This window comes from Sphingopyxis chilensis (genome assembly GCF_035930445.1).
In the GTDB taxonomy this organism is placed as follows: domain Bacteria; phylum Pseudomonadota; class Alphaproteobacteria; order Sphingomonadales; family Sphingomonadaceae; genus Sphingopyxis; species Sphingopyxis chilensis.
On sequence record NZ_CP142394.1, the window covers coordinates 2,961,134 to 2,977,518 of the forward strand.

The following is a 16,385-nucleotide window of genomic DNA, read 5'->3' on the forward strand; positions in this document are numbered from 1 at the left end:
AAAGCCGGGGTCCAGAAAGATGACGCTAACCCGGCATATTTCCGCACTGGGCCCCGGCTTTCGCCGAGGTGCATAAGGGTCAGCTCACCACCCCAAAGCCGATGCCCGTCAACCGATCTCGGCAATCTCGCCTGCCCTGTCGCCGATCAGGTACCGCGGCCCTGCTCCGCGTTGCGCCGCCTTGTCCTCGCGGTTGTAGAGCCCGCATTTCTTGAGCGACAGGCAACCGCAGCCGATGCACTGGTCGAGCAGTTCGCGGGTGCGCGTGAGCGCCGCGAGCTGCGCGTCGATCCGCGCGCGCAGACCGGTGCTGATCCGCGTCCAGTCGGCGCCATTGGGAGTCCGCCCCGCAGGCAGCTGCGCCAGTTCATCGCCGATCTCCTCAAGGCTCAGCCCCATCTGCTGTGCGATCAGGATAAAGGAAACGCGACGGATATCGGCACGCAGGAAGCGACGCTGCCCGCCGGCGGTACGCAACGCCTCGATCAGCCCCTTCGCTTCGTAAAACCGGATCGCCGACACCGCGACACCGGTGCGGGCGGCCAGTTCGCCGATCGCGATCAGGTCGGTCCGGTGCATCGGGACTCCTTCGTCTTTGAGCTTGATCTAAACCTCACTTGAGCTTCTATAAAGTGTCGCGTCAACCCGAATCAGGAGCCTGCACGTGACGCACCCTTTCATCGAACATGTGAATCTCACCGTCAGCGATCCTGACCGCACTGCCGGAATCCTCTCGGCGATCTTCGGCTGGCACGAACGCTGGCGCGGCCCTGCACGCGATGGTGGCCGGACGATCCACCTCGGCAGCGATGCCGCCTATATCGCTCTTTACACCGGTCCCGACGGCGAGCACGCCGATACACGCTATCCGAAGGGCGAGCCGCTCAACCATGTCGGTGTGCAGGTCGACGATCTCGACACGATCGAGATGCGCGTGAAGGCGGTCGGACTCACACCATTCAACCACGGCGCTTACGAACCCGGCCGCCGCTTCTATTTTTTCGATCCTGACGGCATCGAATATGAAGTCGTCAGCTATGCGGAGCCAAGGCTGGGCTGAACCGGGCAACATGCGAGGGGCTGGTGCGTTGGTGGATCATCACCGCAATCAAAGGAGTCTCCGATGAGCGACGACATCAAAAAGCAGTTCTGGAAGGCGCTTGCCGACAGCCCCTATGTCATGCTGGGCGCGACCGGCGAGCGCGAACATCATATCCCGATGAACGCGCAGCTCGACAAGGATGCGAACGGCGCCTTCTGGTTCTTCACCGCGACGGATAACCGGTTGGCGGCTGGCGGACCGGCAATGGCGCAATTCGCGTCGAAGGGCCACGACCTCTTTGCCTGCATTTCCGGCACGCTGGTGCATGAAAGCGACCGCGCCGTGCTCGACAAGCTATGGAATAACGGCATCGCCGCCTGGTATCCGGGCGGCAAGGACGATCCGAAGCTTGTCTTGTTGCGTTTCGACCTGGATGATGCCGAGATCTGGACCGCCGATCCTGGCATCAAGGGCATGTTCAAGCTGGCGACGGGCCTGACGATGAAGGATGGCGACCTCGGCAAACATGCCGAAGTGGCGCTCTAGATCCCGATCCGCCCCTCGCGAAATTCGAAACCGTCCTCGCGGTCGCGCGCCAATAATGCGGGACCGTCGAGATCGACCCAGCGCGCGCGCTGAGCCAATATGAAGGCGGGCGCGATGGCAAGGCTGGTCGAGAGCATGCAGCCTATCATGATCGACAGCCCCGCCGCGTCGGCGGCGTCGGCGATCTTGAGCGCCTCGGTCAGCCCGCCCGCCTTGTCGAGCTTGATATTCACCCCGTCGTAAAAGGGGCCGATGCGCGCGACATCGGCCGCCGTCTGGCAGCTTTCGTCGGCGATAAACGGGATCGGCGCATAGATGGGATCGAGCAGCGCGTCGGCGCCCACCGGCACCGGCTGCTCGATCATCTCGACCCCCATGTCGGCGAGCGCCTCGGCCTCGCTCAATATGTCGATCTCACCCCAACTTTCATTGGCATCGACGATCAGCCGCGCATCGGGCGCGCCCTTGCGGACCCCGGCGACGCGCAAGCGATCATCCTCGCCGGTTAGCTTGATCTTCAGCAGGCGGTATCCGTCAGCCGCCGCGGTAGCCGCCTGCTCCGCCATCGCGCCGGGCGTACCGAGCGAGACGGTATAGGCTGTGACCCGCGATGTCGGGGCGCCGTCGCAGCCGACAACCTGCCAGAGTCGGAGGCCACGTTGGCGTGCTTCGAGATCCCATAGCGCGCAATCGAGGGCGTTGCGCGCCGCGCCCGGCGCCATCAACTCCTGCACAGCGGCGCGCGCCTCGGCGGTGTCCATCTCCCCGATATGCGGCGCGGCGAGCAGTATCTGGTCGCGGCACCGCGCCGCATCCTCGCCGAGATAATAGACAGGCGTACCCTCGCCGCGCCCGATCGCGCCTTGTCCCTCGATTTCGGCGACGACGACATCGATATGCGTCTTGGCGCCGCGACTGATGACGAACTCGCCTGCGACCGGCCAGCGTTCGACACGCGCGCTTTTCAGTTGGATAGCCATGCAGGAAGGCTAGTGTAGATCACTATGACCGGCAAATCCCTTTCCGAACGCATCGGCGACTTCGGCCACCGCCTCGCGGTCGAGGCCCACGCCGCGTGGCTCGCCGCGCGCGATCCGCGCGTGCCATGGTTCGCGCGCATCCTCGCGGTCGCGGTCGCCGCCTATGCGCTGTCGCCGATCGACCTGATCCCCGACTTCATTCCGGTGCTTGGCTGGATCGACGACCTTGTCATCGTCCCGCTCGGCCTGCTCGTAGTCCGGCGGTCGATCCCGGCGCCGCTATGGATCGAACTCCACGCCGCCGCCGAAACCGCAAGCGAACGCCCGTCGAGCCGGGTCGGGATGGCCTTCATACTGCTGCTGTGGGCGGGGCTTCTCTATATCGTTTACTGGAGCGTTCGGACCTCGCCGTGGCACTAGGCGCCGTTGCTGCGTATCCACTTCTCGACCACTGGCGCGATCTCCTCGCGCCATTTGCGGCCGTTGAAGATGCCGTAGTGGCCGACGCCTTTCGCCATCAGATATTTTTTCTTGTCCGCAGGCAAGGCTCTGGCGATCGTCAGCGCCGCCTTCGTCTGGCCGATTCCTGAAATATCGTCGCGCTCGCCCTCGATCGCGAGAATCGCGATATCCTCGATCGCGCCGACGTCGACCGGCTGGCCGCGATGCGTCATTTCGCCCTTGGGCAGCAGGTGGCGCTGGAACACGACGTCGACGGTCTGCAGGTAAAATTCGGCGCTCATGTCGCACACTGCGCGATATTCGTCGTAAAATTCCTTGGTCTTGTCCGCGCTCTCCCCGTCGCCGTCGACCAGGTGCCTGAACATCTCCCAATGGCTCATCATGTGATTGCCGAGGTTCATCGACATGAATCCGGCCAGTTGCAGGAAGCCCGGATAGACGCGGCGGCCGGCGCCCGGATAATAGGCCGGCACCGTCGCGATCACATTTTCCTGGAACCACGCATAGGGCCGGGTGGTCGCATGTTCGTTGACCGCGGTCGGTGCCTTGCGCGTATCGATCGGCCCACCCATCATCGTCAGCGTCTTCGGTCGGCATTTATGCTTGTTTGCCGCCATGATCGCCGCGGCGGCGAGACTCGGCACCGAGGGCTGGCACACGGCCAGCATATGCGCGCCCGGCCCGATATGCTCGAGCCAGGCAATCAGATAGTCGATATAATCGTCGAGATCGAACTTCCCGGCCTCTAGCGGCACATTCCGCGCATCGCGCCAGTCGGTGATCCACACGTCGTGCCCGGGCAGCATCCGCTCGACGGTCCCGCGGAGCAATGTCGCATAGTGGCCCGACATCGGCGCAACGATCAACAGCTTGGGTGCGTCTTGCGCGCCCTTATGCTTGAAATGCTTGAGCTGCCCGAAGGGCTTGCGCGCCTCGATGGCCTCGGTCACGCGCACGGTCTCGCCATCGACCATCGTGTCGTAAAGCTCGAACCCCGGCTTGCCACGCGGCGCCGCCGCATGCGCGAAGACTTCGAGCGCCGAGGCGAACATCGGGCTGCCGCCGAAATAGCCGAGCGGATTCGCCGGATGCTGCATCACCTGCGCGCCAGCGGTCGCAAGCGCGCTTGCGCCCGCGAGCCAGTTTTTATGTAGGTCAAAGGCGTGGTACAGCATCAATCAACATTCCTTGCGTCCATATGGGCGCTCTTGCGGCGCCCTGACGCTTCGCAGTCTAGGCAATCACTGCCGTTGTGCAACGCATCATTTTCGCGATTCTTCATACCCTTTGAAGCAAAAGCGCCATTCTGCGTCGTTGAGCACCGTCCGCGCCGCTGCTAGGGGCAGTGCAATGGCCAGCCAACCCGATCTTTCCGCCGCGAAAGCTTCCGCCGAACCTCGCCGCAAGCTCGGCAGTCTCCGGATGGTGTGGCATCACGCCAGCCGCTATCCGCTGCAATTGATCGTCGCCGCGATCGCGCTCGGGATCGCTGCACTCGCCACGCTGGCGATTCCGTATCAATTCAAGGCAATGATCGACAGCGGCTTCATCGCCGGCGGCGGCGATGTCGCGCCGCATTTCAGGCTCTTTTACGCGATCGTCGTCGCGCTCGCTTTGGCCACCGCACTGCGATTCTATTTCGTCAGCTGGCTCGGTGAGCGCACCGTCGCTGACATCCGTCAGGCGGTGCAACGCAACCTGCTCCGCCTCGCACCCGGCTTCTTCGAGGAAAACCGCCCTTCAGAAATCGCTTCGCGCATGACATCGGATACAGCGATTATCGAACAGGTGGTCGGCACCACCGTTTCCGTCGCGCTGCGCAACATGGTGATGGGAATCGGCGGCATCATCTATCTCTTCAGCCTGTCGCCAAAGCTCACTGCCGGCATCCTCTTCGGCATCCCGGTCATCATCCTCCCGATCGTGCTGCTCGGCCGGCGGCTTCAGAATGTCTCGAGGACCAGCCAGGACCGCGTCGCCGATATCGGCGCGACCACGGCCGAGCAGATGAGCGCGATGAAAATAGTCCAGGCGTTCGGCCAGGAAGCGCGCGAAGCCGACCGCTTCGCCGCGGCTGTCGAGGCCAATTTCGCGACCGCAAAGCGACGCATTCGTCTGCGCGCGATCATCACCGCCACGGTGATCGGCCTCCTGTTCGGCGCGATCACCACCCTGCTCTGGTACGGCGCCGAAGGCGTCGCGCAGGGCACGATCACCGGCGGCACGATCGCCGCCTTCGTCCTTACCGGCGGGCTTGTCGCGGGAGCGTTCGGAGCGCTCACCGAAGTCTATGGCGATCTGCTCCGCGCCGCGGGCGCCGCCGAGCGGCTCAGCGAGTTGCTGAACGCCGAAGCGACGATCGCTCCGCCCACGCACCCGCAGCCTTTCCCCTCGCCGCCGAGCGGCACGCTCGAATTCGCAAAGGTCGAATTTCACTACCCGACGCGTCCCGACGCCCCGGCCCTCCATGATTTCAGCCTCGCGATCCGCCCGCGCGAGACGGTCGCCATCGTCGGCCCCTCGGGCGCCGGCAAGTCGACGCTCTTCCAGCTCGCCGAGCGCTTCTACGATCCGCAGGCGGGGCAGATCCTGCTCGACGGCGTGCCGCTCACCGAAGCCGATCCCGCCGACATCCGCGCGCGTATCGCGATGGTGCCACAGGAAACGGTGATTTTTGCGGCCTCGGCGCGCGACAATCTGCGCTACGGCAATTGGGAGGCGAGCGACGAGCAGCTTTGGGACGCTGCGCGCGCCGCCAATGCCGAAGAATTTCTCCGTAAATTGCCGCAGGGCCTCGACACCTTCATGGGCGAAGGCGGCGCGCGCCTCTCGGGCGGCCAGCGCCAGCGCGTCGCGATCGCGCGCGCACTCCTGCGCTGCGCACCGCTGCTACTGCTCGACGAAGCAACCTCCGCGCTCGACGCTGAATCCGAAAAGCTCGTGCAGGATGCCCTCGAAACGTTGATGACAGACCGAACGACGATCGTGATCGCACACCGCCTTGCGACCGTGCGCGCCGCCGATCGCATCATCGTGATGGACGACGGACGCATCGTCGAAGAGGGTCGCCACGACGAGCTCGTCGTCGCCGACGGCCTCTATGCCCGCCTCGCGCGACTCCAGTTCCAGGACAATCTCGCCGCGGCCTGACAAAGCTGAAGGAAAATGACGATGCTCTACGACTTGACCGTACCGGCCTACCAAAATGCCCTGAAGGCTCTGTCGGGCGAGTTGGCGAAAGCAAGCGCATGGGGCGCGGATAATGGCATCGGCGAGCTCCAGTTCGCGGTCGCGCGGCTAGCCCCCGACATGTTCCCGCTCGCCTCGCAGGTCCGCTTCACCTGCCTCCAGGCATTGCAGCCCCTAAGCCGGCTCGGGGGCATCGCGATCCCGGAGCTTCCCGAGGATGCGACCGACTTCGCCGGTATGCAGGAGCAGATCGCCGCCACGCTGGCCGTCCTTGAAGACCTCGATTGCGCCGCGCTCGGCGACGACATGGAGCGGGCGGTCAGCTTTGACTTACCGAACGGCATGATGTTCGACCTCAGCGCCGCAGACTATGTCCGCGACTGGGCACAGCCGCAATTCTACTTCCACCGCGTCGCCGCCTATGCCGTGTTGCGCCATATGGGCGTCCCGCTCGGCAAGGCCGATTATGTCGCCTATATGATGCGCCATCTCCGCCCAGGAACGGCACCCGCCTGAGCGGCGACGGGGCCGCCGGACCTCATATCAGTCCGGCGTAATTCTGGATGCCCGGAAAGGCGAGCTTGGAGCCGCCATTGCGCCGGATCGCGCCGATCGCCTCGTCGACACGAAGATAACGCGCCCGCGCATCGGGCTCGAGCAGGATCGCCGCCGGCTCGACGCGCTCTGACGCCTGCTTAACGAGGATACCCAACTCGGCGAGGTCGATTGCTTCGTCGTTCCAGCGGATCACGTCGCTCGTATCGATCGTCACGCGATTTTGGTCGAGTATCTTTCCGCGGACCTCGCCGATCGGAAGCGTCACATCGACGCTGTGCGTCGGCGGCGGAATGGTGATGATGAACATCACCAGCATCACCAACATCACGTCGATCAGCGGCGTGGTGTTGATGTCGGGATCGCCATTGGGATCGGCGCGAAAAATGCTGCGATGAAACATGCCACGACGTTTGCGCATTGTTTCTCTCCCGCTTGGGGAATGAGCGCCGCAATCAACGGACGTCCCGCCCCCGTATCAGGAACGCGAGATCATCTCGCGCCCATAGCGTAATGGTATATCATAATGATGATCAGACAAGAAGATTCGGGGAAAAGGCACCGGACGACTGCGTCCGTACAAATCGCGCACAAAGAAAGGGCGGCACCTTTCGGTACCGCCCCTCTTTGTCTTCCAGTCCCCGTCGGGGATGGAAACCGGTCTTACATGCCCGAGTTCGGACCGTAAGTGATTTCCACGCGACGGTTCTGGTCGTTGCGGACGCCGTCGGCGGTCGCAACGGCCGGGCGGGTTTCGCCGAAGCCCTGCGCACTGATCGAGCCATCCGAGATGCCACGAGCGGTCAGGTAGCTGCGAACCGCGTCGTTGCGGCGATTCGACAGGCCAACGTTGTACGTCGCCGAGCCCGAACGGTCTGCGTGACCTGCGAGCATGACCTGCGTGCCCGTGCAACCACGGTTGTAGGCGCTGATCGCGTTGTCGAGCGTCGAAGCCGCTTCCGGCGTGATGTTCGACTGATCCCAGTCGAAATACACGATGTACGGCCCAGGTGCGCATTCCACGACCGGCGGCGGCGGCGGAGGCGGCGGAGGCGGCGGAGGCGGCGGGGGCGGCGGCGGGGGAGCCGGTTCGACCGGTTCCGGAGCGCCACCGAAGTTGAACGTCAGCGTCCCGAGGATCGAGTGCGAACGGAAGCGCGTCGAAACGTCGCGACCGGCCTGGTCGACCAGATCGAGATTGTCGGCGTTGAAGAAACGATACTTCAGGCCAACGTCGATGTTGTCGCTGAGCGGAGCGCGAACGCCCGCAATCGCCTGCCACGCAAAGCCCGTGTCCGAATCGTCGAGGAACGGACCCGCGAAAACGGGTTCGACCGAAACGCGTGCGACACCGGCACCACCGCCGACAAAGCCCTGAAGGCCGTCGTCGTCGCCGAAGTCGAGCAGGCCGTTGACCATGAAGCTCAGCGCGTTCGAATCGCCATTCAGGGCGGTCGAACCGGTGAAGCTACCCGCACCACCCGGCAGGCTGGGAATGCCCGGGGTCGTGAAGCGGCCGGACTTGATGTCGGCTTCACGGAAACCGACTTCGACTTCCGCGCGGAAACCGCCGAAATCGTAACCGACGGTGCCTTCGACATCGTAGCCAGCACGATGATCGAGCGTACCGGCGTTGTTGAAGGTGCCGATATCGAGGTCCAGGTCCTCGACGAGCATTGCGCCGGCACCAACACCAACGTACCAAGAGTTGTCGCGCGCCAGAACCGGCGACGCCAGGGTGGTGGAGGCCAACGCCACAGCGACGGCAAGCTTCCTCATAGTAATTCCCCTTTCAATTTGAGATATACGTCTCGGCAGACGTCCTACTCGCCGCTTTGGTTCCGTGCAAGTGAACAAATCGTCAATCTGTTGCCAAAAAGTCGCACTTTTTTTGTCAACGCACAGAAATTCAGCCTGAAATCAGAATACCCTGCGCGGCGAGTTGCGCGATCAGCGCCGCAATCGCGCCGCGCGCTTCGGAATCGATCACAGCCCCTCCTGCAGGCGGGGCGATCGTCGACGGCTCGACCCACGTCCCACCCTCGAAGCGAAGCCGCGCTCCATCGGCCAGGCGCATGACATGGGTCCCTTCGCGGGGTACCGCAAATCGCCAGCCGCCCGACGTTTGTACTGCAATTGCATCGCCATGTCCGGCCCAGGCGCCGGTCGGCGCGGAGCCGACGATCCAGCATTGGCCCGGCGCGGAGCTGGAAGGCGGCTCCGCCAGCGGTCCCGCCTCGATCGCAGCGTGGACGAGCGCGTCGAGCAGGGTCAGCGCTTCATTGTGCGTCACCTCCTTCTGGGCCTGCGCGACGGCAAGTAGCGGTAATGCAAAGCGCGACGTGGTTGGCGTGTCGGTCATGATCCATCCTTATGTCAAAGCCAGGGAAAGCGGCGGCGACTGCGAAAAATCACCCGTTTGGCGGATTTCTATCTTATGCCCCGGCTCCAGCCCGGCGATCTCGCTGGCGCCGATATTCAGGGTCGGTAACTCCGGCTCCCATGGTCCGACGCCCGGAACCGGCGGTACCAGCGAAACGCGCCACATTTCGCGGGTTTCGCCAAGCGGCTGGTCGACATGGTCGCGCCAGCCGGCGTCGAGGCGGCTTCGTCTTGTCCATCCGATCGTCACGCCGCCCGCACCGTCCGGGCGGATCTGTCCGTGCACGGGCGAAAGTGGTCGCAACGATTGTTCGGCAGCCGCGATGCCGATCTCGGTCAGCGCGGTGCCGTTTCGTGGCGCCCATTGCAGCGTCGATCCGCCTGCGTCCGCCATCACGGCCAGGTCGTCGGGCAGCGTCAGCAATGCTGGATCGTCGAGCAGCACGAACGGCTCGCCCGCCGGATGAATCATCTCGCTCGCGGTCCCGGCCCGCCCGCGAAGCAGGCGCGACAGACGCCATTTCCGCGGCCCCACAATCTCGGCTTCGCCGAATTGCAGCAATTCCCTGCCCACCATCGCGCGGTTCGCGCCGCCGAGCAGCGCGGCATCGTCGATCGATTCGAGCGTCATCGAAGGATTGGCCAGTTCGATTACGATCGTGTCAGAAAGGTCGAACAGACAGTCGCTTCCCGCTGCCAGCGGCTCGGCGAGCAGGCCGAGCGCCGCCGCCGGACGCACGGTTCCCACCGGGATCGGCTCGGCACCGGCTGCCGAGACGAACCAGCAATCGGCGCCGCGCCAACCGTCGTTGCTGCCCGCTCCGGCGATCAATATTCGCGGTGCGGAGGCTGCCGGGCTCCCCAGATTGGGCAAATCGAACAGGTAGACCATGCCGACCGCGTCGGGCCAGTCGGGAGTGCCGACCGGAACCCCGGGCGCCGCGGGCAGTTCGGTCGCGGGCAGCGGCTGGTAGCGTCGCAGTTCGAGCAAGATTTCGCTGCCGCGAACGGTCCGTCCCGCCAGGCGCCAGCGTCTCCCATCGGCATCGGTCACGATCTGCCCGACGGTCAGCGCCAGCGCGGCCAGGTCGGCGTGCCAGATCGACGTCTCGCGCTCGTCCGCGGCGCGAGAGGCAAGACGCTGCGCCAGCGCCCGCGCCGACGTTGCCGGCAAGACCGCCGGCAGGTCGATCCGCTCCTCGCGCACACCACCGCCTGCAACCTGGCTTGCCTGCTGGCCGAGCTGAAAATCGCGCCCCGGCTCATAGTGGCGCAGGCGGATCGTTCCCGGCAGCGACGACAAAGGCGCTCGCCGCCGTTCGGCCCGATCGCTCGGAGCATCGCCCCGCCGCAGCTCGCAAAAATCGCTCAGCGCCAGCGGATCGCCCGCGCTCGACGCCGGCGCCAAGCGCCAACCGCCAGGTCCGCTCGCCAACAGCACGCCGTCGGCATCGAACAGCGGCGCCAGCGCATCGCGCGCACGGTCGCCCGATGCCGCATAGCCCGAATAGGGCCATGCGCCCTGACAGCGCCCCGCGTCGGCGAGCAGCTTGTCGCCGATCAGTCCGGCATCGATGCTCCCCGCATCGGCTTCGACCTCGAAGGTAAGTGAGGGAATCCGATTGCCGAACGCGCCCAGTTCGAGTTCTTCAAAAACCACATAGGACAGGCCCCGAAAGGCACTCGCCGACCCGATGCCCAGCGCGGATGCGATCAGCGGATCGGCCGCCTGATCCTCGCTCCCGTCATACCAGCGGAAAGTGCAGCGCTCCTGGAAGGTGCCGCTCGTCCCGCGCAGCAGGTTGCCGTCGGCCCAGATGCGCCCGATCGCACGGACGGGGCGCGACGAAAGCGCGATCGCCAGCGACACGGCATAGCTATATTCGGTCGTTGACGGCCGGCCCTTACCGCCCCCCCGCTTGGCCCGCCGCTCGATCAGGTCGGTCGCCCAGATGACGCTGCCCGCGACGCGCATCGTCCCGAACAATTGCGGGATCTGCTGGCCATAGGTCGATGCCTGAACCTTCAGATCGGCGAGCCGCGGCCCCTCGCGTCCCTTGGGTTTGAAAATCTCCGCATCGACTTGCTGCCCGACCGCCGCGCCGATCGCAGCGCCGACCGGGCCTCCGGCGATCCCGCCTACCACCGTCAACACCAAGGTCGCCATTGCCGTCCCCTCTTATGAAAGCCGCCATCGCGCGGCACCTTGCAGGCTCGTGTCGAGCGGCGTCGCGACCACCCGGCGCAGCCCTGCATGAGCATGGATGAATGCCTCGGGTCCGATCAGACCGAGATGATATTGCCGCGCCGGATAGACGATCAGCAGAACATCGCCGATGCGCATCGGATCGCTGACGCGGATAAAGCCCGCGGCCGCAAACGCGGCCTCGACCTTCTCCAGTGTCCAGCCGCGCAGCGGATAATCCGCCGGCCGCGCCAACCGCCGACCAGCCGCCGCATAGGCCGCCCACACCAGCCCGACACAATCCAGCCCCGTTGCCGGATCTGTTCCCTGCGGACGGAAACGGACGCCCACCATCGCGCACGCCGCGCGAACGGCGGCCTCCGCGCAATCAACCACCTGGATAGCGGGTCAGAAGGTCATTGCCCGGCAGGTGCGCCTCGCCGCGGAAATTGATCGCATTGGCAAAACGGTCGCGGCAGGTCGCAAGCTGCTTGTCGCATCCCTCGACCAGCCGTACGCGCACCGGACCCGGCGGCTCGAACGCCGGCGCCTCGGCGAGATGGAGGCTCGCTCCGTCGACATCGATCACCGGACTTTCCAATCCGCAATTGGCGCCCTCGATCCACGACAGGTTGCCGAACGCCATGCCGCCGACCGCTGCGTCGAGCGTCACGGCGCGCCCTTCGACGGCCACGACGCGGCGGACATGCGTGCGCGGCGCCAGATCGATCCGGCACGCGCGATCCCCCAGCATCGCGCGGCACGAGGGCGAGGTCGCCGGGCATACGGGCCGGTCGAGCAGCCGCGTCACGCCCTGCAGCTCGGCGGCAAAGGCCGACCCACGCTGTTCGACCGAGCCCAGCGATCCGCGCGCGACCGTCACGGGCGCCGCATCCGGCGCGGTCCAGTCGGTCACGAACAACTCCAGCTCCGCCCCGTCCCAGCGCCCGGCCTCCAGGTCGCGCGCGGCAATCGCATCGCTCGCGATCGCGCCCTCCAGGTCCATCGTCGCGGCATCGAGGCTGTCGCTCGTCTCGATCGCCGAGGGCTTCATCCCCGGCGCCGCGCGATATGCCAACCCGCCGACCATCAGGTCGCGGTCGTGCGACGTGAATCCGATCGCGACCCCGTCGCGTCGCGCCAGCCGCCAGCACCATGCGAGCGTCACCACTTCTTCGCGCAGCCAGTCGGGCGCCGCCATCAGCGTCATGTCGAGCTCCCTTGGGGTGCCCGCACCTCGACCAGCGGCACGCTCGCCAGCTCGCCGGCGAGGAAGGTCGCGCGACTTGCCTCCAGCCGGTCCTCGGCAAAACGCACCGGCACGTCGAACAAAAAACCTGCGCGCACCGCAATCCCCGCCCCCGGCGCAGCGTCGAGCAATATCTCGCCATCGTCCGTCGTCAGGAACGCCGCCGTCTCGATTCCGTCGACCGAGACGCGCACGCTTCCCTCGACCGGCAGCCGGATCGGGCGGACCTGCTCGGCGTCGCCCGCGCCATAACGCTTCACCAACGCGAACTGCCGACGGTCCCCGTCGCCAACCCCGAGGAACTGGTCGTCCGGTCCCGGCAGGCCGTTATCGGCCGCCGAACTGCCATCGAAGGGGTCGCGAAAACGAAACGCGCGCGCCGCCCCGCGCCGTGCGCGAAAGAAATCGCCCAGCAAGCGCACATTGGCCTCTGACCGGATTCCCGGCCCCGCATCATAGCGCATCCGCGGTTCGGCCCATTCACTCGCGCGCTGCTCATGCCCCGACGGCGAGCTCACGATCTGGGTCGAAAATTCGGTCGCGACCACCGCCTCGCGCCCGATCGCGATCGGAAAATCCACCGCATCGAAAGCCTGCACCTCATCCTCCCCGTCAAAGGTCACGAAACCGTCGCGCGCGACCTGCGGCAGCGCCCAGACAAAGGCTCGAGCCACGCCCGCGCGCCGCGCCGCAGCGGCAGCCTCGGCAATCAGCGCCCACTGTGCACGATCCTCGGGCAGCAACACGAACCCGGAAAAATAATGCTGTTCCCCTATGGGATAGCCCAGCCGCACCGCCGTCGCCGCCCGGGCGCGCGCCGTCTCCGCCCCGCGTCCCCCGGTTACCCAGTCATAATCTTCGAGCTGCAGCACATCGAACGCCGGCGCCGCCCATCCCGGCGGCACATTGGCGCGCCGCACTTCGGGCGCCGCCGGGTCGAGCACCGTTGGCAGATAGACGAGCAAATGGCTCACCAGCCCTGCCGCCCCCGCCTCGTCGCGCGCCGCCGCGACCAACGCCGCGGTCGATGCGGCGAGCAGCGCCCCCAGCGCGTCGAGCATCGCCAACTGCGGCGCGTCCAGCGCCTCCCGCAAGTCGGCGATCGGCACGCTCGCGCTCCCGAGCGCAGCCGTCGTCGCCGCATCATAGGCACAGATCCGCCCCTCGCCGGCAATCCACCACCACGGCTCGCCGACCTGGAATTTCAGCGCGAGCCCCGCCGCCGCACCGACAGCGACGAACGCACGCGCGACCGCCTGCAAATATCCCATCGCCTCGACATGCACGGGCGACAACAGCGTCGATGGCGGCTCCCAACCGGTCAGCGCGGGGGACCCGTCGCTCGCGCGCTGCTTCCACTCCTCCGGGCAATAGGCGTCGAACAGCTCATAGGAGAGCGACCAGATCACGCCGAGCCCCGCCGCCTCGCACGCCGCAGCGAACCCCGCGTGCCAGGCCGCGCACGGCGCATTGAGTGCGCCACCCGCCAAAGTGGCACGAAATACGGCACCATCCGGCGCAAGCCGCATATAATGGCTCATCCCGACATAGTGGACGACGTCGCCGCGATAGCCGAGTTGCACGACCTGCCGCACCAGCCGCGCCGGGGACAGATGGTAGCTGTCGTCATAGCCGTTCGCGATGCCCAGCCCCCCTTTAGCCGGGTCCAGTTCGGGCATCACGACATCGCCGATCGCAAGCACCGATCCCGAACCCCAGCAGGCGATGTCGCTCATCTCCGCCCAGCCCTGCACGGGCGCCGGAAGCACAGCGTCGTCGCCGTCATAGCCCGGCGGAACCAGCGAAATGAACATCCGGTCGATGTCGCCCGCCCACACCGGATCGGCCTCGTCCGGAAGCAGGAACCCGCCGTCGAGCGCGTTGAAATCGAGCGTGACGACGGCATCCTCCGCCGTTCCCACCGCATAATTCCACAGCCGCACATACCAGGCACGCGCTTCCCCTGCGGCATCGCGCCCCTCGATCGTCAGCGTCGGCCCGTGCAGTGCGTCGAGCGCCTTCACGCCGCCCGACCGCCAACGGAAGCTCAGCTGCGTATTCCGGAAATCGCGCTTCGTCTCATAAGCGAGCAGCGGGTGATCCCAGCGATCTTCACTCTCCCATATGAGCCCCGCCAGATCCTGCTTTTGATAAAAGACCGCCTCGACGCGCAGCGCGCCCGGGACGTCGCTCGTCACGCTCGCCATCATCGGCCGCGCGAAATCGATCGTCCAGAAGCGCGGATCGAACCGCTTGAGCCAGCCTTTCCTGTGATGCGGCTCGGCGGTCGCCACCAACGCCCAACCCATCAGTCTTCGCCCGCCGCCACCGCGCGCCGTACCGCGCGCGCCAGCTGCCGCCCCGTCTGTGCCAGCCGCTGTGGTTCGCTGCCCGGCTCACCCCGTACATTCACCGTGATCGCGATATTTCGTACGCTGCCGCCCGCCGCCTCGATCCGCCCGCTCGTCGTCGGAACGAACAGTTCGGGGCCACGCTCGCCGACGCGATAGGCGCGCCCCGCACTCACCGGCCCGCCGGTCGCGCGACCCGGTGCGCCGAACAGCGCCATCGCGATCGAGGTGCCGAGCGACAGCAATCCCTCGCCGCCCGATCCACCGCCCGCCGCACCGACGCCATTCGAAATCGCCGCCCGCGCAATATCGGCCATGACCGAAAGCGCGAGCCGCTTCAGATCCTCGAACCCCATCTTGCCGCTGACGATCGCGCGCGACAGTGCCCGCTCGATCGCGCGCCCCGTCCGATCGGCTTCGACAACCAGCGGCCCGCCAAGCTCGGCGCGCAGCGCTGCTATGTCGCGCCGGAACGCCCCGGTATCGGCGCGCACCGCGACGACCATTTCGTCGATCTCATCCATCGGGAAATCTCTCCATCATCGCCGCCAGCGCCGACCCGTCGAAACAGGGCTCCGCCGCACTATCGAGCCACCCGGCCAGCACCGCGCGAACATCGGCCGGCGTCGCCGCCCAGAATTCGTCGGGCCGCCACCCCGCGACGCGCGCCATCACCCCCGCGAGCGCGATCGCCGCGGGCCCAAGCCGATCCTCCGCCACATCATCGCCCTTGCAATATCTGCCCCAGCAGCGCGCGCAGCGCCGGGGTCACGGCCGCCAGTCCCTGCGCGACCACCGCCTCGCCGATCTCTTCGCGCGTCAACGTCTCGGGTCGTTCCCTGACACAGTGCCAGAACAGGCCGGCAAGCTCGCCCAGCCCCAGCCGCCCGTCGGCAGCGCGTTCGACCAGGCCGAAGATCGGCCCCAACTCGGCCTCGGCGGCGACCAGCGCCGCAAAGCTCGGCCGCAAAATCAGCCGCCGCCCGCCGACCGTCAGCTCCGCCTCGCCGCGGAGCATGTTGGCCCTGCTCACAGGCTCACCACCGCGCCGCTCGACTCAAGGTTCAGCGTGTAGTTGCGCTCGCCATTATAATCGCCGGCATAGTCGAGCCGCGTGACGAGGAAACGCCCGCGCATCCGCTCGCCGCTTTCGAAGCTCAGCTCATAATCGTCGATGGTCCCGGACAAAGCATGACCACGCAGCCGCACCTCGGCGTCCGAACCCGTAAAAATTCCCGCCGCACTCACCGAGACCGATCGCACTCCCGCGCCCGACAGCAGCTCGCGCCACCCGCCCGAATCCTTCGTCGTCACGTTCACCGCCTCGCCGTTCACCGACAATTGGGTCGTACGAAGCCCCGCCACGGTGCGGTACGTCGGCGGCGCTTCGCCGTCGCCGACCTTGAGCAGAAAATCGCTCCCATTTTCGATAGCCATCGTCTAA

At 66.1% G+C, this 16,385-nt stretch carries 19 protein-coding genes; 5 read left to right on the forward strand and 14 right to left on the reverse strand.

All coding sequences use genetic code 11. The features are described 5' to 3' along the window. Positions 1 to 108 precede the first annotated feature (108 nt). Complete coding sequence (gene soxR / locus VSX79_RS13805; protein WP_179494482.1) at positions 109 to 579, reverse strand: redox-sensitive transcriptional activator SoxR; 471 nt, start codon at positions 577 to 579, stop codon at positions 109 to 111. Between the two features lie 85 nt (positions 580 to 664). Between soxR and VSX79_RS13810 the strand changes: the two genes are divergently transcribed. Next, positions 665 to 1,060 (forward strand): VOC family protein, encoded by a 396-nt coding sequence (locus tag VSX79_RS13810; RefSeq protein WP_326913634.1) that lies wholly within the window; start codon positions 665 to 667, stop codon positions 1,058 to 1,060. A 63-nt stretch (positions 1,061 to 1,123) separates the two neighbouring features. Continuing rightward, positions 1,124 to 1,588, forward strand: coding sequence for a pyridoxamine 5'-phosphate oxidase family protein (locus tag VSX79_RS13815; RefSeq protein ID WP_326913635.1), 465 nt, complete (start codon positions 1,124 to 1,126; stop codon positions 1,586 to 1,588). Here the strand turns inward: VSX79_RS13815 and VSX79_RS13820 are convergent. Further along, positions 1,585 to 2,568 carry a dipeptide epimerase gene (locus VSX79_RS13820; protein WP_179494476.1) on the reverse strand — a complete coding sequence of 328 codons (984 nt, stop codon included), beginning with the start codon at positions 2,566 to 2,568 and terminating at the stop codon, positions 1,585 to 1,587. The two genes, VSX79_RS13815 and VSX79_RS13820, sit on opposite strands and share 4 nt — an antisense overlap. 24 nt (positions 2,569 to 2,592) lie before the next feature. On the opposite strand from VSX79_RS13820, the gene VSX79_RS13825 reads away from it, so the two are divergent. After that, the gene (locus VSX79_RS13825) at positions 2,593 to 2,988 is read left to right on the forward strand and encodes a YkvA family protein (RefSeq protein WP_326913636.1); all 396 of its coding nucleotides are present in this window, start codon (positions 2,593 to 2,595) and stop codon (positions 2,986 to 2,988) included. On the opposite strand, the gene VSX79_RS13830 is transcribed toward VSX79_RS13825, so the two are convergent. After that, entirely contained in the window at positions 2,985 to 4,205 is a 1,221-nt protein-coding gene (locus tag VSX79_RS13830) for a polyhydroxyalkanoate depolymerase (RefSeq protein WP_326915258.1), read from the reverse strand. The genes VSX79_RS13825 and VSX79_RS13830 overlap by 4 nt on opposite strands. 175 nt (positions 4,206 to 4,380) lie before the next feature. On the opposite strand from VSX79_RS13830, the gene VSX79_RS13835 reads away from it, so the two are divergent. Further along, positions 4,381 to 6,180: an ABC transporter transmembrane domain-containing protein gene (locus VSX79_RS13835; RefSeq protein WP_326913637.1), complete on the forward strand. Its 1,800-nt coding sequence runs from the start codon at positions 4,381 to 4,383 to the stop codon at positions 6,178 to 6,180. Positions 6,181 to 6,201: 21 nt separating this feature from the next. After that, a complete protein-coding gene (locus tag VSX79_RS13840; RefSeq protein ID WP_326913638.1) occupies positions 6,202 to 6,735 on the forward strand; it encodes a DUF1993 domain-containing protein in 534 nt (177 codons plus the stop codon). A gap of 22 nt (positions 6,736 to 6,757) precedes the next feature. On the opposite strand, the gene VSX79_RS13845 is transcribed toward VSX79_RS13840, so the two are convergent. From VSX79_RS13845 to VSX79_RS13895, 11 genes are all read right to left on the reverse strand, one after another. Continuing rightward, positions 6,758 to 7,195 (reverse strand): ExbD/TolR family protein, encoded by a 438-nt coding sequence (locus VSX79_RS13845; RefSeq protein ID WP_326913639.1) that lies wholly within the window; start codon positions 7,193 to 7,195, stop codon positions 6,758 to 6,760. A 242-nt stretch (positions 7,196 to 7,437) separates the two neighbouring features. Further along, positions 7,438 to 8,553 carry an OmpA family protein gene (locus tag VSX79_RS13850; RefSeq protein ID WP_179494456.1) on the reverse strand — a complete coding sequence of 372 codons (1,116 nt, stop codon included), beginning with the start codon at positions 8,551 to 8,553 and terminating at the stop codon, positions 7,438 to 7,440. Between the two features lie 130 nt (positions 8,554 to 8,683). Beyond that, on the reverse strand, positions 8,684 to 9,136 hold the full coding sequence (locus VSX79_RS13855; protein ID WP_179494454.1) for a DUF2793 domain-containing protein: 453 nt from the start codon (positions 9,134 to 9,136) through the stop codon (positions 8,684 to 8,686). A 9-nt stretch (positions 9,137 to 9,145) separates the two neighbouring features. Next, positions 9,146 to 11,323, reverse strand: a complete 2,178-nt coding sequence (locus VSX79_RS13860; protein WP_326913640.1) for a phage tail protein — start codon at positions 11,321 to 11,323, stop codon at positions 9,146 to 9,148. Positions 11,324 to 11,335: 12 nt separating this feature from the next. Next, on the reverse strand, positions 11,336 to 11,695 hold the full coding sequence (locus tag VSX79_RS13865) for an NlpC/P60 family protein (RefSeq protein WP_179494451.1): 360 nt from the start codon (positions 11,693 to 11,695) through the stop codon (positions 11,336 to 11,338). Between the two features lie 34 nt (positions 11,696 to 11,729). Then, on the reverse strand, positions 11,730 to 12,551 hold the full coding sequence (locus VSX79_RS13870) for a DUF2163 domain-containing protein (protein WP_179494449.1): 822 nt from the start codon (positions 12,549 to 12,551) through the stop codon (positions 11,730 to 11,732). Further along, the gene (locus VSX79_RS13875; protein WP_179494447.1) at positions 12,548 to 14,899 is read right to left on the reverse strand and encodes a DUF2460 domain-containing protein; all 2,352 of its coding nucleotides are present in this window, start codon (positions 14,897 to 14,899) and stop codon (positions 12,548 to 12,550) included. Before VSX79_RS13875 ends, VSX79_RS13870 begins: the two co-directional genes overlap by 4 nt. Next, entirely contained in the window at positions 14,899 to 15,465 is a 567-nt protein-coding gene (locus VSX79_RS13880; protein WP_179494445.1) for a phage tail tape measure protein, read from the reverse strand. The genes VSX79_RS13875 and VSX79_RS13880 overlap by 1 nt, the downstream gene beginning before the upstream one ends. Continuing rightward, a complete protein-coding gene (locus tag VSX79_RS13885) occupies positions 15,458 to 15,661 on the reverse strand; it encodes a phage tail assembly chaperone (RefSeq protein WP_179494443.1) in 204 nt (67 codons plus the stop codon). Before VSX79_RS13885 ends, VSX79_RS13880 begins: the two co-directional genes overlap by 8 nt. A 1-nt stretch (position 15,662) precedes the next feature. Further along, on the reverse strand, positions 15,663 to 15,974 hold the full coding sequence (locus VSX79_RS13890) for a gene transfer agent family protein (RefSeq protein ID WP_373562752.1): 312 nt from the start codon (positions 15,972 to 15,974) through the stop codon (positions 15,663 to 15,665). Then, on the reverse strand, positions 15,971 to 16,378 hold the full coding sequence (locus tag VSX79_RS13895) for a phage major tail protein, TP901-1 family (RefSeq protein ID WP_136175651.1): 408 nt from the start codon (positions 16,376 to 16,378) through the stop codon (positions 15,971 to 15,973). The genes VSX79_RS13890 and VSX79_RS13895 overlap by 4 nt, the downstream gene beginning before the upstream one ends. Positions 16,379 to 16,385: the final 7 nt, after the last annotated feature.